At 35.8% G+C, this 15,225-nt stretch carries 22 protein-coding genes; 7 read left to right on the top strand and 15 right to left on the bottom strand.

Annotated elements, in window-relative coordinates; translation table 11 throughout:
• The first annotated feature begins 5 nt into the window (after positions 1-5).
• On the top strand, positions 6-956 hold the full coding sequence (locus ACFO7M_RS00420) for an ion channel (RefSeq protein WP_379715180.1): 951 nt from the start codon (positions 6-8) through the stop codon (positions 954-956).
• Positions 957-958: 2 nt separating this feature from the next.
• Here the strand turns inward: ACFO7M_RS00420 and ACFO7M_RS00415 are convergent, their stop codons facing one another.
• Together ACFO7M_RS00415 and ACFO7M_RS00410 are read right to left on the bottom strand one after the other, a co-directional pair.
• A complete protein-coding gene (locus ACFO7M_RS00415) occupies positions 959-1,507 on the bottom strand; it encodes a YceI family protein (RefSeq protein WP_379733393.1) in 549 nt (182 codons plus the stop codon).
• A 25-nt stretch (positions 1,508-1,532) separates the two neighbouring features.
• The gene (locus ACFO7M_RS00410; protein WP_379733390.1) at positions 1,533-1,883 is read right to left on the bottom strand and encodes a hypothetical protein; all 351 of its coding nucleotides are present in this window, start codon (positions 1,881-1,883) and stop codon (positions 1,533-1,535) included.
• A gap of 96 nt (positions 1,884-1,979) precedes the next feature.
• Here ACFO7M_RS00410 and ACFO7M_RS00405 point away from each other — a divergent pair, with 96 nt between their 5' ends.
• From ACFO7M_RS00405 to ACFO7M_RS00395, 3 genes are read left to right on the top strand one after another with little or no spacing between them, the layout of a single operon-like run.
• Positions 1,980-2,510 carry an ankyrin repeat domain-containing protein gene (locus tag ACFO7M_RS00405; protein WP_379733387.1) on the top strand — a complete coding sequence of 177 codons (531 nt, stop codon included), beginning with the start codon at positions 1,980-1,982 and terminating at the stop codon, positions 2,508-2,510.
• 1 nt (position 2,511) lies between these two features.
• Positions 2,512-3,267, top strand: a complete 756-nt coding sequence (locus ACFO7M_RS00400; protein ID WP_379733384.1) for a T9SS type A sorting domain-containing protein — start codon at positions 2,512-2,514, stop codon at positions 3,265-3,267.
• Positions 3,268-3,318: 51 nt separating this feature from the next.
• Positions 3,319-4,116, top strand: a complete 798-nt coding sequence (locus ACFO7M_RS00395) for a DUF5777 family beta-barrel protein (protein ID WP_379733381.1) — start codon at positions 3,319-3,321, stop codon at positions 4,114-4,116.
• Here the strand turns inward: ACFO7M_RS00395 and ACFO7M_RS00390 are convergent.
• From ACFO7M_RS00390 to ACFO7M_RS00370, 5 genes are all read right to left on the bottom strand, one after another.
• Positions 4,113-4,463, bottom strand: a complete 351-nt coding sequence (locus tag ACFO7M_RS00390) for a cation transporter (RefSeq protein WP_379715168.1) — start codon at positions 4,461-4,463, stop codon at positions 4,113-4,115. The genes ACFO7M_RS00395 and ACFO7M_RS00390 overlap by 4 nt on opposite strands.
• Before the next feature lie 34 nt (positions 4,464-4,497).
• Positions 4,498-5,046 carry an acyl-CoA thioesterase gene (locus ACFO7M_RS00385; RefSeq protein WP_379733378.1) on the bottom strand — a complete coding sequence of 183 codons (549 nt, stop codon included), beginning with the start codon at positions 5,044-5,046 and terminating at the stop codon, positions 4,498-4,500.
• A 78-nt stretch (positions 5,047-5,124) separates the two neighbouring features.
• Entirely contained in the window at positions 5,125-5,496 is a 372-nt protein-coding gene (locus tag ACFO7M_RS00380; protein ID WP_379715164.1) for a 6-phosphogluconate dehydrogenase, read from the bottom strand.
• Position 5,497: 1 nt separating this feature from the next.
• Positions 5,498-6,868 (bottom strand): DNA recombination protein RmuC, encoded by a 1,371-nt coding sequence (rmuC, locus tag ACFO7M_RS00375; RefSeq protein ID WP_379733376.1) that lies wholly within the window; start codon positions 6,866-6,868, stop codon positions 5,498-5,500.
• Between the two features lie 71 nt (positions 6,869-6,939).
• The gene (locus ACFO7M_RS00370) at positions 6,940-7,353 is read right to left on the bottom strand and encodes a hypothetical protein (protein WP_379733373.1); all 414 of its coding nucleotides are present in this window, start codon (positions 7,351-7,353) and stop codon (positions 6,940-6,942) included.
• A gap of 68 nt (positions 7,354-7,421) precedes the next feature.
• Between ACFO7M_RS00370 and ACFO7M_RS00365 the strand changes: the two genes are divergently transcribed.
• The 3 genes from ACFO7M_RS00365 (at position 7,422) to ACFO7M_RS00355 (ending at position 9,040) form a co-directional block, all read left to right on the top strand.
• Positions 7,422-7,991: a pseudouridine synthase gene (locus ACFO7M_RS00365; protein WP_379733371.1), complete on the top strand. Its 570-nt coding sequence runs from the start codon at positions 7,422-7,424 to the stop codon at positions 7,989-7,991.
• 94 nt (positions 7,992-8,085) lie between these two features.
• Positions 8,086-8,538 (top strand): tRNA (cytidine(34)-2'-O)-methyltransferase, encoded by a 453-nt coding sequence (locus tag ACFO7M_RS00360; protein ID WP_379733368.1) that lies wholly within the window; start codon positions 8,086-8,088, stop codon positions 8,536-8,538.
• A gap of 37 nt (positions 8,539-8,575) precedes the next feature.
• Complete coding sequence (locus tag ACFO7M_RS00355; protein WP_379733366.1) at positions 8,576-9,040, top strand: hypothetical protein; 465 nt, start codon at positions 8,576-8,578, stop codon at positions 9,038-9,040.
• 43 nt (positions 9,041-9,083) lie between these two features.
• Here the strand turns inward: ACFO7M_RS00355 and ACFO7M_RS00350 are convergent, their stop codons facing one another.
• From ACFO7M_RS00350 to ACFO7M_RS00315, 8 genes are all read right to left on the bottom strand, one after another.
• A complete protein-coding gene (locus ACFO7M_RS00350) occupies positions 9,084-9,845 on the bottom strand; it encodes a hypothetical protein (RefSeq protein WP_379733363.1) in 762 nt (253 codons plus the stop codon).
• Positions 9,846-9,910: 65 nt separating this feature from the next.
• Positions 9,911-10,093 (bottom strand): hypothetical protein, encoded by a 183-nt coding sequence (locus ACFO7M_RS00345; protein ID WP_379733360.1) that lies wholly within the window; start codon positions 10,091-10,093, stop codon positions 9,911-9,913.
• 128 nt (positions 10,094-10,221) lie between these two features.
• Positions 10,222-10,971, bottom strand: a complete 750-nt coding sequence (locus ACFO7M_RS00340) for a hypothetical protein (RefSeq protein WP_379733357.1) — start codon at positions 10,969-10,971, stop codon at positions 10,222-10,224.
• A 10-nt stretch (positions 10,972-10,981) separates the two neighbouring features.
• Positions 10,982-11,431: a hypothetical protein gene (locus ACFO7M_RS00335; protein WP_379733354.1), complete on the bottom strand. Its 450-nt coding sequence runs from the start codon at positions 11,429-11,431 to the stop codon at positions 10,982-10,984.
• A gap of 514 nt (positions 11,432-11,945) precedes the next feature.
• Positions 11,946-12,731: a type 1 glutamine amidotransferase domain-containing protein gene (locus tag ACFO7M_RS00330; protein ID WP_379733351.1), complete on the bottom strand. Its 786-nt coding sequence runs from the start codon at positions 12,729-12,731 to the stop codon at positions 11,946-11,948.
• 110 nt (positions 12,732-12,841) lie between these two features.
• A complete protein-coding gene (locus ACFO7M_RS00325) occupies positions 12,842-13,405 on the bottom strand; it encodes a Crp/Fnr family transcriptional regulator (protein ID WP_379733348.1) in 564 nt (187 codons plus the stop codon).
• A 188-nt stretch (positions 13,406-13,593) separates the two neighbouring features.
• Complete coding sequence (locus ACFO7M_RS00320; protein ID WP_379733345.1) at positions 13,594-14,187, bottom strand: hypothetical protein; 594 nt, start codon at positions 14,185-14,187, stop codon at positions 13,594-13,596.
• Between the two features lie 259 nt (positions 14,188-14,446).
• Positions 14,447-14,977 (bottom strand): hypothetical protein, encoded by a 531-nt coding sequence (locus tag ACFO7M_RS00315; RefSeq protein ID WP_379733343.1) that lies wholly within the window; start codon positions 14,975-14,977, stop codon positions 14,447-14,449.
• Between the last annotated feature and the right edge of the window lie 248 nt (positions 14,978-15,225).

Below are 15,225 nucleotides of genomic sequence, written 5' to 3'. Positions count from 1 at the left end.
CAGTTATGGCGGTTTTAAAAAAAACGAAAAAACAAAAGGCAAATAAGCATACCGGTTTCGGTACTAATGCAGCGAATTACGGTGGACGTTTCATCAATAAGGATGGAAGTGCAAATATCCAAAAAGTAGGAATTGGATTTATGGAACGAACCAGTTGGTACCATACTATGCTCAATATTCCACGATGGAAATTTATGATTACTATATTTATTTTTTATTTGATTGTCAATTTTTTATTCGCTGGTATTTATTATTTTATCGGGGTAGAACACTTGAATGGAATTGTAGCGGACACCGCATTGGAAAAGTTTGGGCAAGCGTACTTCTTTAGTGTGCAAACTTTTACTACCGTAGGTTATGGTCACATCAGTCCAAGTGGCTTTTGGGCGAGTTTTGTAGCTTCTGTTGAAGCACTGTCTGGATTGTTGAGTTTTGCAATTGCAACGGGTTTGTTTTACGGAAGATTTAGTAAGCCACAAGCGCATATTCTTTTTTCAGATAATGCCATTATCGCACCATTTCAGGAAGGAAAAGCTTTAATGATGCGTATCACACCCTATAAAAATACAAATCTGACCGATGCAGAAGCCAAAGTGACACTCGGAATGAGAGTCAATGAAAATGGTCAGGAGTTCAATCGGTTTTTTACTTTGGATCTGGAATATGATAAAATTAACGCCTTGACACTTAGTTGGACCTTAGTGCATCCTATAACCGAGGAAAGCCCATTGTACGGTTTTACAGAAGAAGATTTTAAAAAGACCAAAGGGGAACTTTTGTTGTTTGTGAAAGCTTTTGATGAAATGTTTAGCAATACGGTGGCAATACGAACTTCCTATGTTTTCGATGAAATTATTTATGGGGCAAAATTTGTTCAGATGTTCGAAAATAGCCACAACAACAAAACCATACTAAATGTTGATAAGCTGAATTCGTTCGAAAAAGTGTTGCTTTAAAATTATTCTAATTTATAATCTAGCGTAACATTAACCTTTTTAGCAACCTTGCTTCGGATTAATGCTGGGAGTTCAATACCAAAATCATCAGTGCTCAAATTGAAGTTGGAACTTAAAAGGACAACGTTGTTGTTCTTGGCAATTTTTGCAGTGATACTTATTTCCTTTGATTGGCCATGGAGTTCCATGATTCCAGTAATTGTATATTCTTGCTTTTGAGAAGTGAGTTGACTAAAATCGAAATTGGAAATTTTTCCCTTAAAAACCCCTTTCGGGTATTTGTCGCTTTCCATGTAATTTTCGTTGAAATGCTCTTGCATCAAAGCCAAACGAAATTGAAATCCTTTCATAAAAACTAGCCCAACGATTTCACCGGTTTTCGTGTTTAAAACGCATCCCGAATTTTTATTGGTAGCTTTAACTTCTTCAAAAGAGGGTACAGAAGCTTCAAAGGTGGTTGTGCCGGTTTTGGTAATCACTTTTTCCTGGGCACTTATGGTGAGTGTGGTAAACGTAATCAGTAAAAAGAGTAGTAAGTGTTGCAATTTCATAATTACTAGTTTAAGGTTGTAGTACTTAATCGGAAAAACCGTCATCTCTCCATTTAATAATTATATCAATTGAAGTTTGAGGTAATCTAGTGCCTCCGTTAGGCATCATGCCATCTGAGCCTTGAGGTCTTGAGATGCGATCTAATAATCCTCTGTTTTCTATCGCATTTCTTACGTCTAGTAAGGTAACTAAAGACATAGGGGCGCCGTTTTGGGGTGGATTGGTATGGCAAAATAAACAGTTGTTTTCTATGATGGGTTTAATGTCTTGAACGTAAGAAATCTTCTCAGGTACTGGATTCGTTAAATCAGACTCGCTATCGTTAACACAAGCTACTAAATGTGTCAAAAGAAGTAAACTGAATGTTTTCTTCATAAACTTCTAATTGAATTAAAATTTCATTAAAATTAATTCAAATTAGTGATAAAATAATAAAATTAGTGTTAAATTTGAGTAAGATTTCTAATGAAAATGAAGAGCAAATATATTTGTATAGTAGTACTGATTTTGTTATTGAGCTCAATCGAAACGTTTTCTCAATCGGATATTTTTGCCCTTGCCCGAACCGGAACTGTTGACAAAATGAAAGCTCTGTTGAACCAAAGCCCAGATGCAGTCAACCAGATAAATGAAGATGGAAATTCCCCACTAATTATTGCATGCTATAAAGGAAATTATGATGTTGCTGTTTTTCTGATGAATAAAGTGAAAAACATTAATTATACAAGTGCTATGGGAACAGCACTTATGGCTGCAACCGTAAAAAATGATGTGGCAATCGTTAAAATGCTTCTTGAAAATCGTGCTGACCCTAATCTAACCGATAAAAACGGAACGACAGCCTTACATTATGCGGTTAATTTTAAGCTGTATGAAATTGCTGCACTTTTAATGGCGTATCACGCTAATACCGAATTGACAGATAGTAGAAAGAAAACACCTTTTGATTATGCTGTCATTGCAGATGATGACAAACTAATACAAATACTAAAATCCAAGTAATATGAAAAAACTAGTACTTACGTTGTTAATGGTATTGCTTTCGATAGGTGGGCTTTTTGCGCAAACCTATTCTACAGGCAATATGACTTTCTTTGGGGATTATTCCGGCAAAATAGATGTGACTTCTTCTACGGTTACAGTTACATTAGTTGGACCTGACACAAGTTGGCTAGGTATAGGATTTGATGCGACGTCAATGAATAATACCGGCAAAGATGTGATTATTTTTGATGGAACAAGTATCACCGATAGAAGTTTTAACGGGATTGGAGTAACACCACCAACAGATACTCAAAATTGGACACTTTCTTCGAATACAGTTGTTGCAGGGGAAAGAACTGTAGTGATGACCAGGGCTAGAGTGGCTACTCAAGGAACTGATTATACTTTTCCGGCTGCAGCTCAACCATTGAATGTGATATTTGCCAGAAGCATAGACTCACCAGTGATTACCTATCATGGAGGAGGGAATTGTGGTACAATTACAGCCAATTTAACACTAGGAGCTAATGATTTCGCATTGGAATCAGTAAAGGTGTACCCAAACCCTTCTAAAGAGTTTTTTACTATAGAACTTCCTGAAACCATAGGTAAAGCGGAAGTTAAAGTCTATGATGCTGTTGGTAAATTGATTAAGCAACAACAAATTTCAACCATAGAAAATAAAATCTATACCGCGGATTTGACCTCTGGATCTTATTTTATGATTCTTAGATCAGACTATGGTAACGCCACAAGAACAATTGTGATCGATTAATTGTATATGAGGTATTTGTTGATACTATACATCTTCTTTTTTACGCAAACTGTGTTTTCACAAGATGATTTGCTTTCCCAAATCGATTCTGTAGACACAGGAGGTAAAGCATCTGCTGCTTTTAAAGCGGTGAAAATTGTAAATCTCGAATCGACGAAACTGTTAGGAAAAAAGGAACTGTATCTTGTAATAGCTCATCGTTTTGCCTCAGTTAAAGAAGGAGTGGAGGGTTTCTTCGGTTTGGATAATGCCGTAACTCAAATCAAATTTATTTACGGATGGACCGATGGTTTTTCTGTAGCCGCAGCAAGAAGTGAACAAGCCTATGATTTTAGTGCCAAATATCGAATAGCCTCTCAACAGGAAAATCGATTTCCCTTTACCATTGTAGGGTTTCATAGTATCGGTTGCAACAATCAACTGAAAGAGTCGAATTATCCTAAAATGTCTTTCAATAATCGATTGATTTTTGTCAACCAACTATTGATCTCAAGGAAATGTAATGAAAATCTATCTCTAGAAATCGCACCAACTTATTTTCACGAAAATTTTGTGGTAGATGATGCTCAATCCAACAGCCAGTTGGCACTAGGAATGGGAGGAAGGTATAAAATTTCGAAAAGGGTTTCCATAAATGCAGACTATGTTCCTCATTTGAACCGCTCTTCTTCTTCTCCTTTCCGAAATCCTTTATCTATTGGGGTTGATGTTGAAACCGGCGGACATGTCTTTCAGATGCATTTTACCAATTCGCAAGGCATTCATGAATCTGGATTTTTGGGTAATACCACCGGAAACTGGGGAAAAGGCGATATCTTTTTCGGATTTAACCTAGTAAGGGTGTTCTAGGATTTTTTACAACAACCATCCAATCTTTCATAAGCTGCCTGATCTGCTTTCACGTCATCAGCATCATAACCTAACTTCGATATTGCGGTTCTGATAGCTTGAAGATTTGTTTTCTGCTCATTGTAGTAAACGGTAATCGTCATTTTTGTTGCGTCCAGCTCGTACATTTTCAATCCCTTTATCTTAAGCATATTGGCCTGAAAGTTTTTACCACAGGTTTCGCACTCTTTGCAATGATCACAGTAAATGGCAGTAGTAATGACCGCTTTTTTGTTTTTGTTCGGCGCTTGTCCAAAAGTGAATGAAAATGTGAAGAAGGCGAATAAAAGTAAAAGAGAATTTTTCATGTAATGTGTTTTTGTATCTATTGTAGTTTGATTTTTAAAAAATGTCCATCTGAACGTTGTGTTTGCTTAATTCGGATAAAGCTTCATCCGATTTATAATCAAAGGTTTCTTCGTGATTTTTTTTGTCTTTTTTGTTGGCAATCATTTTGATGCAATTCCAAAAACGACGAATATCATCATCTGTTGATAAAATCAATCCGGGTACAGGAACATTGTTGCCGGTTTTGTCTTTGGCTACCATTGTAAAGTAAGAGGAGTTGCAGTGCTTAATGGTCCCGGTTTGAATATTTTCTGCTTCAACCCGAATGCCGACTATCATCGATGTTTTTCCAACATAGTTCACAGAAGCACGCATAGTCACCAATTCACCTACCTCAATAGGATTCAGAAAATCGACAGTATCAACAGAGGCAGTGACGCAATAATGCCCCGAAAATTTAGAAGCACAGGCAAACGCTATCTGGTCAAGCAATGACAAAATATACCCTCCATGAATTTTTCCACTGAAGTTGGTATGCGACGGTAGCATCAGTTCCGAGATAACTACTTTCGATGATTTTACGGTTTTGAATGGATAGGCCATAATAGGATGTTTTTGCGTTAGAAATTAACCCGAGTTGCCATAAAGAACGGAAATCTCGACTCTTGTGGTAACGCCCAATTAATTGTTGAAATGTTGCGGCTGTTTTTCCTCTTGGACTTTGATGATGAAATGCTTCGTGTCACCCCACCAAGGAAATGTCTTGTAGCGCTCAATATAAGTGGCTTTTACATAATGCCCTTGTAACGCTCTCAATTGACGGATTACATCGGCATCTTTATCCATTACCGAGAATTTGAATACCTGTGTGCCGTAAATTCCCTTCGAAATTTCTCCTTCCCAGGTTTTGAAAATATAGCCTTTGTGACTGAATTTTACCAACTGTCCTGTTTGATCGCCTTCGCTATAGGTCGCATAATAAAATACAGTAAAATAGCCTGTTACTCCTAGGATAAGTGTTAGAATCCCGATAATGATGATTTTACGTAGCATATTATTGTGATAATTCGTTAGTTTCTGCACGGTTGATGATACTTTCCGGAAGCGATTTTTTGGCTTTCGCACCCATTTTCTTCAGTTTTTCTACACTGGTAACTAGATTTCCTTTTCCTTCCACTAGTTTGTTCATGGCATTGCCGTATTCGGCTTTGGCTTCATCCATACGTTTGCCAATTTTAATCAAATCGGAAACAAAACCTTCAAATTTATCATACAATGCACCAGCTTGTCGTGCAATCTCATAAGCGTTTTCTTGTTGCTTCTGATTGGTCCACATACTGTCAATGGTTCGTAATGTAGCCAATAAAGTAGAAGGCGTGACAATAACGATGTTCTTCTCGAAAGCTCTGTTGTATAATGTCGCATCTTCATTGAGTGCCAATGCGAACGCAGGCTCAATTGGAATGAATAACAATACGAAATCCGGACTTTCAATTTTATACAAATCCTGATAGTTTTTTTCACTCAATTGCTCTACATGGCGTTTCAATGCAGTAACATGTTCTTTCAGATATTGTGCTTTGTTGTCTTCGTCTTCTTCATTGGTATAACGCTCATAAGCGGTTAAAGTAACTTTAGAATCGACAATCATTTTTTTGCCATCAGGTAAGTTAATAACGACATCGGGTTGCACGCGGTTGCCTTCTTCGGTAACAAAACTTTGCTGCACTTCGTACTCTCTTCCTTTCTCTAATCCTGATTTTTCCAATACGCGTTCCAATACCAATTCGCCCCAATTTCCTTGCATTTTGCTGTCGCCTTTTAATGCTTTCGTCAGGTTTAAAGTTTCCTTGCTCATCTGTGCATTCATTTCTTTCAATCCTAAGATTTGCTGACGTAAAGCGGCATGATAATCAATACTTTCCTTATGTGTGTCTTCCACTTTCTTCTCAAACAATTGGATTTTGTCTTGTAAAGGTGAAAGTATGTTTTTTAAGTTTTCTTTGTTCTGTTCCGTAAATTTGGTAGTCTTCTCTTCAAGTATTTTATTCGCTAAGTTTTCGAACTCTTTGGTGAACTTCTCCTGTAGCTGCTCTACTTCTTGTTTTTGCTCTCTATTGCGTTCCAGTAAATTGTCAAAATCGATTTCTTTTTTTGCCAATTGAATCGCTATGGCGTCCTTTTCGGTTCGGATACTCTCTTTTTCAGTGGTGTTTTGATAGAACTGATTTTCCCATTGGGTTCTTTCGGTTTGGAATTGTTGTTTCAATTGCTCGATTTGCCCCAACAATCCATTGATTTTTTCTTCCAATGAGGCTTTTTCCGACTTAGAATTGGCCGAAGAAAGCGCTTTCCCAATGAAAATTCCTATGGTTAATGCAATAACAAAAGTGATAAAGGCTAATAGGAGTAAGGTTACTGACATGGATTTTATTTTTGTACTGTAAAAGTAAACAATAAATGTTATTGGAAAAAATGGAAATCGAGGAAGAAACTTTATTCAAACGGATCCAAATCCGGCTTCAGAAATGTTTTTTTCGCTTCCTCCGATTGAAAGATATCTGTCGAATAATGGGTGGCCAACAAGGATTTGAAATGGGTTTTTAACGACTGGTTTTGAGTAACAAATTCTAAAAATGTAGTACTCTGCGTTTTTTGGATAAAAAAGGCTACCGCTTTTACACTAGCCACAGTAATGGTTTCATGGTATTTGTCTTTGGCTCCGAGTGAGGCTGCATAGTTTTGAATCTGCGCTCTGATGATGTCAATCGCTTGTTCTACGTCATTGTGTTGGAGCTGAATCCAAGCCAAACGCAAATGAGCTTCATGGCTGAATAGTGCAGCAGGTAAGGTGCAATACGAAAGTTGTTGTATAAATTCAGCGTCAGTAAATTCAAAATGCTTTTCCATAGCCATTCATTTAGGAGTAATAAAAGTACTGATGTTTTCTACAGAATGCCTTATTTTTGCAAAAGATTATGAAACACCGCCACTTTATTTTGCACAAACCCCACGGGTATTTGAGTCAGTTTATTTACGAAAAAAAACGCCCAAAGAAGAAATTGGGTGAATTGTTCGATTTTCCCGAAGGGACCATGGCTATTGGTCGTTTGGATGAAGATTCGGAGGGTTTGTTATTGTTGACCACCGATGGAATGATGAGTGAGATGGTGCGCAGTAAAACAATCGAAAAAGAATACTATGCTCAGGTTGATGGTGTGATTACACAAGAAGCCATAGAAAAATTGAAAGCTGGGGTAGAAATTGGTTTCAAAGGGATTCGGTATACCACCCAACCGTGTGAATCCCATGCAATAAGTGTTTTGCCGGAATACATTGGGGCAGGAAGACGAATTCGCGATGAACGTCATGGTCCTACCAGCTGGGTATCCATAACGCTTACCGAAGGGAAATTCCGCCAAGTGCGTAAAATGACCGCAGCTGTTGGTTTTCCAACCTTACGCTTAGTGCGTGTACGTGTAGGTACTGTTACTTTACATGATTTGAAAGCGGGCGAAGTCCTGGAAGTAGAAAATTTTAATATATAACAATCCAATAGTCTATCAATCTAATAGTCTAACAATCTAAGAAATCTAAGAAATCTAAGAAGTCTAATAATCTAACCATCTAAGAAGTCCAAATATGTTGAATATCGTTTTAGTAGAACCTGAAATTCCAAATAATACCGGTAATATTGGCCGTCTTTGCGTAGGTACCGGAAACCGCCTGCATCTAATCAAACCGTACGGATTTGAAATTACCGACAAGAACCTAAAACGATCCGGATTGGATTATTGGGTGCATTTAGACTGGAAAGAATACGATACAGTATCCGAATGGATAAGCCAGATTCCGGATACTTCAAGAGTGTTTTTGTTTAGTTCGAAAGCGGATAAATCCTACTATGAAGCAGCATTTCAAGAAGGGGATTGGTTGGTGTTTGGAAAAGAAAGCGTTGGCTTAAGCCCGGAAGTTTTAGCACGGTTCGAGAATCATCTCACAATTCCAATGACCGATAAAATCAGAAGCTACAATATTGCCAATTCTGTTGCGTTTGTAGTAGGAGAGGCAAGAAGACAATTGCTTTTTAAATAGAACGATTTCCAAAGTATAACCTAGAGCAACATTTGTAATGGTTAGTCAAGATAACAATTCCGATGCTGTGCCTTCCGAAGTGAAAATTTTTTACTCTAAGTGGAAATTGGTAGGGCAGATTTTGATAGGTGCTGCTGTAACGGCTACAGGAATTATAACGGTATATACCGACTTGCATTTCTATATTGGTTACGCCATCATTATAGCTGGTATTTATAGGCTGTACCAGTATTGTAGTAAACTACCGCTAACGCTTCCCGTTATTGTACTCAACGAGAAAGGAATCATAGCCAGCGAATACGGTTATTTCGACTGGAATGCCGTAGGTCGAATATATGTCGTTCGAAGAAGGGAATGGAGAAGTTTTAGTGATTACCTTGTAGTAATGACCAATTCTATTCACGAAATCCTCCTCGATGATTTGGACGTGTCGTTTGAAGATTTGGAAAATTACGTGGAGCGCTTCCAAAAAAGCCATAAAAAAGGACTGTCTACTAAGTAACCAAAGTAGTTGAAATTTACTTTCTACAAGAATAGTAACGATTTTAAGGCATCAAATAAATGGAAATCAATAATTCATTCTTTTGTCGCCAACGCAACCAACCTGTTAACGGATTTTTACATTGGTCAATGTACTGTGAACAGGGTTCTCCTTCATAAGGATTGTCACTATTATTATAAAAACAATCATATTTTACTTTGATCCAATCGCCTTTGATTTCCATAGGACAAAATAATTCGTTTCCTTTTGGAAGGGAAAGGGTATCAGAAGTGACTTCAGGATTCGTTCGCAATGGCTGATAGTCAACTCCTTCAACAACGCTTCTTCGACCTATTCCAAAAGAGGATGAGATGTAGTCATTCCAGGTTGTAAACTCGAATTCTTTGGTTTTAGGTAGGTATTTCACATCGGAGTAGTTAATCAATATTTTATAGGCTTTGTTGGTCATCCCAAGACATACAAAGTGCATGATGCCATAATCGGGCTTGAAAAATTTGGTACAGAATCCCATGGCATCATAGTCTTCCTCCATATTTCGCTTAGTATAAAGCTTCGTTAACAATGGATCATCATAAATGACCAATTTTGAAGGAACTTTGACTAATCCAATGCCCAAATCGGAAACAGGATTGTTGTATTCGCATTGTGTTGTAGAAACGTCTGGGGAAACCTTAGCCTCTGTGGATGTTACAACATGTTCAGTTGCTGTAGTATCACTCTCTATGTTTTTGCTCTTGGAAGTATTGCTTTTTTGCCCGCAGGAACAAAGGAGTGTGGTAATGAAAATTGAAAAAAGTAGTCTCATGATGGTTTGGATGTCTTTCGATAATTAACTATAGAGCTATCGGCAATAGAAAATGTGTGATGAATTTACTTTGATTTGTTAGTGTGTTGTTTCCGATTCATTCCAAAAGACAATAAAAGCATACCCAATGCTATACCATGCAGGAAACCTTTGGTAGAATCTGAAATCGAATAGTGCTGTGAAACGAATAGTGCAACACTCAACATGAAAAGCCCGAGAAGTATAAGAATGGAATGTTTAGGTTGCATAGTGTTTGAATTTGTTGATGTAAAGTGTAAATTAATGTTTTTTTGATTCAATCCAGTGAAGTAACCAAAGTAACTAAGTTATGAATTTCTTTGTTTTCTTATCCGTTTGCTTTACCAAAAATGTCATTTCATTCTTCAGGATATTCCTCCAACGGGTTAAAGTTTTTAAAACGAACATAGGCACCTTTACTTTTGATTTTTTTTATGGTTTTGATTTCCTTGTTTTTGTCCACTAGGGAAACAGTGTGAAAGTTTTCATCATTGTAGACATAGGCAAAAGGTTGCAAGCTGTCTTTGTTTATTTTAGCAAAAACACAAGTGGATGTACCATGAACCAAAAAGGCATCAATGCAGTTAAGTTGCTTGTTGAATTTCATATTTGGGAAGTCTTGGGAGTTGACAATGGATACCAATTCCTTTTTGGTATCGTCATATACAAAAAGTCGTCTCACTTCATTCGCACCGCGGGCTGCCGTAGCCGAAATAAAAGTAATGTCGTTCAATCCATCATTAGTATAGTCAGAAAATTTAGGTTCCAAACTACTTAATGCTGTGCATTCATAGAAATAGGTGTTTTGAATAAACCAATACTTCGGCCCCTTAGTGTAAAATTTGACAATAACATAACAGTCATCCAGTACCCGATGCTTGATCAATTCAATTTTCGATTGCCCTTTTCGGCCAATATGCACACTGTCTACAAAATGCTCAATAATTTCTGCACTAGCATCGAGGGTATCCATTGCAGTAACCGAATCTGTAGGCAGTGTATCGGTAGGTTTGGTTACTGTAGGAGAAACGACCTCGGATGAATTATCGGTCGACTTGGTGGTACACGAATACAGTAGAAGAATAAAAAGGGTGAAATAGACTTTCATAGTCGTTTTTTTAGATAAAATCATAATCAATCATCATGGTCCAACCTTCTCCAAGCCCCCAAACTTCAATCATTTGGTTTTTAGAATGGTACCCTTTTTTAGTTTCGATGGAAGGACACTTGCTTTTAATAAAGGTAACCGTAGCATGGGTAGTCCAATTAACACTCAACTCAGTTTGAGTTATGCCATGACAATCAGTAGTGGAAAGCTGAAGAGTAGCAATTTCTAAATCTTCGATGTCCTCTTGGATGCCAGGATGTACTTTGGATTTATTGATAGAATGGCCAATTGTAGAAAGTGCATATTGGTCTTCATTGACTTTTTGTACTAACCGTTCAAAAACTATCTTATTTTCATAAAATCGTGCTATATAACTTTCAGTATCAGACTCTGTAACGCTACAACTGGATACGAAAAAACCAATGAGAACGGTATAAATGAGTACTAAGTGTTTTTTCATTTTGAAGTGGTCCTGCAACGATGCTATTGTGTTTTGTTTTTTAGGACTAAAAGTACGATAAACTGAAGTATTTCCAAATCCATTGCATCGATTTCGCTATTCTAAAACGTTACTAGTTTCTGGAATTACTTACTACTAAAAAAAGTATATTCAAAACCTTGGAATCGAAACATTGTAATTTCTTTTCAATCACTGTATAACGGCTAACATCAGTTTATGAAAAAGTACCTTTTCAAATAGAAACTAATTTTTTCTTGTTTGGGGTAAAGAGAGATCAGAAAAAGAATAGAATTCAATAATATATTATTCAAAGCTAAATCAACTATATTGGATTTTCATTCAGTGCTGTAAACTTCATTTATAATTTCCAATCCTAAAATTTGAGTCTAAAAGTGTTCAGAGATTTGATTGTCTGAGTAAATAATGGCGAAGTGAGAAATACTTTTTACGATGACTGTTATTGATGAAAAAAAGAGGCAACTTTATTTGTTGCCTCATAGGATTTTGAAATGACTTATAGTTTTTGAAGTTCCTTAAGTACCGCTTCACCAACACCATGAGCAGATTGTGGATTTTGACCCGTAACCACCCTTTGGTCAACTGTTACATGAGGTTGCCATAATCCAGATTTTTCGAATTTTGCTCCACGTTCAATTAGTTTTGTCTCTAAACTAAATGGAACTACGTTTTCTAGTTTTACAGCTATTTCTTCTTCATTTGTAAATGCATTAATTTTTTTGCCGTCAATTAAGTATTTACCATTACTTAATTTGATGTTTACTAAGCCAGCTGGACCGTGACAAACAGCACTTACGATGCCATTGTTCTCATAAATCTTCTGTGCAATAGCAGCAAGTTCTACATTATCTGCAAAATCCCACATCGTGCCATGTCCTCCGGCATACAAAATAGCAGAGTAGTTAGAAGGATTGACTTCCGATGGTTTCATCGTATTTTGAATTTTAGCTTGATATTTAGTATCAGCTAAAAATCTTTGATTAATTGGGTCTTCTTGGTTGGCTCCGTAATAAGGGGGATTACCTCCTTTTGGGCTTACAAAATCAATTTCGTAACCTGCATCAACCAATACAGCCCAAGGATGAGTTACTTCACCCAAATAATAACCTGTTGCTTCTCCTGTTTTTCCCAATTTGTCGTGGCTTGTTACCACAAATAAAATTTTCTTACTCATTTTTTTTGAATTTAAAGTTTGTGCAGTTGCTTGATTTAATCCAAGAAAAATGGTGCAAACTGCAATTACCATAATTCCTTCCAAGATGTTTTTAAATACTTTGTTCATTGTTAATCATTCATTGTTAATCATTCATGTAATGTGATGATACAAAATTCGGAACAATGCCAATCTTGACATAGGAGATAAATCACAAGTTTGATGTGACATACATCACACTATGATGTAAGTCGACTAAGGGTTTCTCTTGAAACACCTAAATAAGAAGCGATTAGGGTTTTTGGGACTCTTTGAAAAAGGGTTGGATATTGTTGTAGAAGCTGCTCATATCGTTCTTTAGCATTACTATTGAGTAAAGAAAGTATTCTACGTTGCAACGCTACATAACCAGCATTGGATTTCTTTCTGAAGAAATGCTCTATTTTATGCAAATCTGCACAAAGTTTCTCCCGGTTATGAAGTGATAAACATAGCACTTCTGTTGGTTCAAGACAATCAATGTTTAAGGTGGCATTGGTTTCATTAAAATACGCTTGATAATCGGTAACCCACCAATCTTCCGTAGCAAACTGCATAATATGTTCTTTGCCGTCCTCATTGACATAGTATGCTTTCAAAAGACCATTGATTACAAAATGGTCATTCTGAACAAAATCACCCTCCTGGACCAAATATTGATGTTTCTTTAATTTTTTGGTGGTAAAGTGAGAAAGGATATACTCAAATTCCTTGTCTGTAAGAGGTGTAATTTTTTCTATTTGTTGTCTCAGTAATTCACTCATCTTAATTGTAGTTTGTATCTTAAAATAGTATACAACCTCAGTCTGTGAAGGCATATACAAACCCCTTCAAATATAACCAAAATACTTCCTTTACATAGTTGAAAAAGAGTTTTACTAGGTTGCTTTTCTGGAGTTGTTTTGAAAATAGAGGAGTTGCGTAAGAGTTACTTACTGCCTTGGCAGAAGTTTTATATTTTATCTATAAGTTCCTTTGGTAACAATTTTTCAAGCATAGACATTTGTTGTTTTTCTACTACGAGAAACTTCCAATTTATTTTACCATCATTAGAAATTGCATAAACGGGGCGTTGAATAATAATTTCAAAAAAATCGGTTCCACTATTATATCTAACATTGTCCGCACCGTAAACTTTTTGATAAACTGAGATGGTATGATCAATTAGTGTTTTTTTTCCTTCAGCTGTTAAATCATTTGTATTCATAATTTTCATATCCATTTGAGTGGAATAATTTAATAGTGAATAATATTTTTTACCGAATTTTTGGACATCACCAATGTCAAATATTGTAGAGTTTTTAAATTCAATCTTATAGGATGGATCATTATAAGATTGTTCCAACAATTTCAATAATTGCGCTTTTGGAATAATTTGAAAAGATTCTGGGAGAACAAAATCTAATGCCTTTTTGAAATTTTTGGCTTCAATAAATGTCATATATTCATTAAATTCATTTTTTATTACTTTTTTGTATTCCTGAGCAGTTATAGTTAGGCTCATCATAAAAATGAATATGGTGTAAAATAGCTTTTTAGGTTTCATAATTTATAGATTATTGGAGTTTTAAAAATTGCTGCTAAGGTCAGTCTGTTAAAAAACTTCACAAACCCTTTCCAAATATAACCAAAATACTTCCTTTAAAAAGAAAAGCACCATGATAAGGAAATGGTTTGAAAATAGGACCTCCTTTAAATCACTTTAAAAGAGTTTTGTTAGGATGCTTTTCTGGAGTTGTTTTGAAAAAATGGTAGTTGTGCAACAGTTACCGCTGTTGTGTGCTGTTTTTAGTTTTAATGAATAGTTAATTCAATTTGCCGTATCCATTATTCCAAACCAATGATGCTTCTCTATCACAGCCACCGAAATAATTACCCAAAATATAAATAGTTTTCTTTTTATGACTAATTTTCAAAATAATCGGAAAATTGGTTAGTTCAAATGTGTTAAAAGTTATTGAAGATTTAATTTTTCCGGTTTGAGTTATATTACTTAAATCTATCATTTTTTTCAAATCACTATTTAGTTTTTCATTATTAATTTCAATAATTTCTTTAGCATATTGTTCCATAATAATTCCACCACTTGCATTGATTTTTTGAAAAAGATAATAATTTGGATTGTCAAGATTTACTTCATTTACAACTTTCTGATAGAATTTTTCCCGAAGAAGTTCTTTTGAAACAGGAAATATCTCATAATCAAAATTATCTATTTCAATACCATTTAGTGTATAAATATTAAAAGATAATTTTCCGCCACCGCATGCTTGTGAAAATCCATTTTGAGAAAAAAATAGAAAAGAAAAAATAGTATATATGATTATTGTTCTCATTTTTAGTGTTTTTCTGTTAAAATAGCACACAACGTCAGTCTGTGAAAAAACTTCACAAACCTCCCCAAATATAACAAAAATAGTTAGTTTAAAAAGGCGAATTTTCGTAGTTTTAATAATACAACGAAGAAAACGCAACCGTAAAGAAAGTGAGCAGCGTACTTTTTAAAACTCTTTTTTTAGATATAAAAAGCCTGATGGTGAGCCATTCCAATTTTGAACTTGTAGCAGTGAGGTAAAAATAAAAC

The sequence above is a fragment of the Flavobacterium sp. GCM10023249 genome (assembly GCF_042653365.1).
GTDB lineage: Bacteria > Bacteroidota > Bacteroidia > Flavobacteriales > Flavobacteriaceae > Flavobacterium.
The sequence above is the reverse complement of the archived record's forward strand: the minus strand, read 5'-3'. Positions and strand labels throughout refer to the sequence as shown.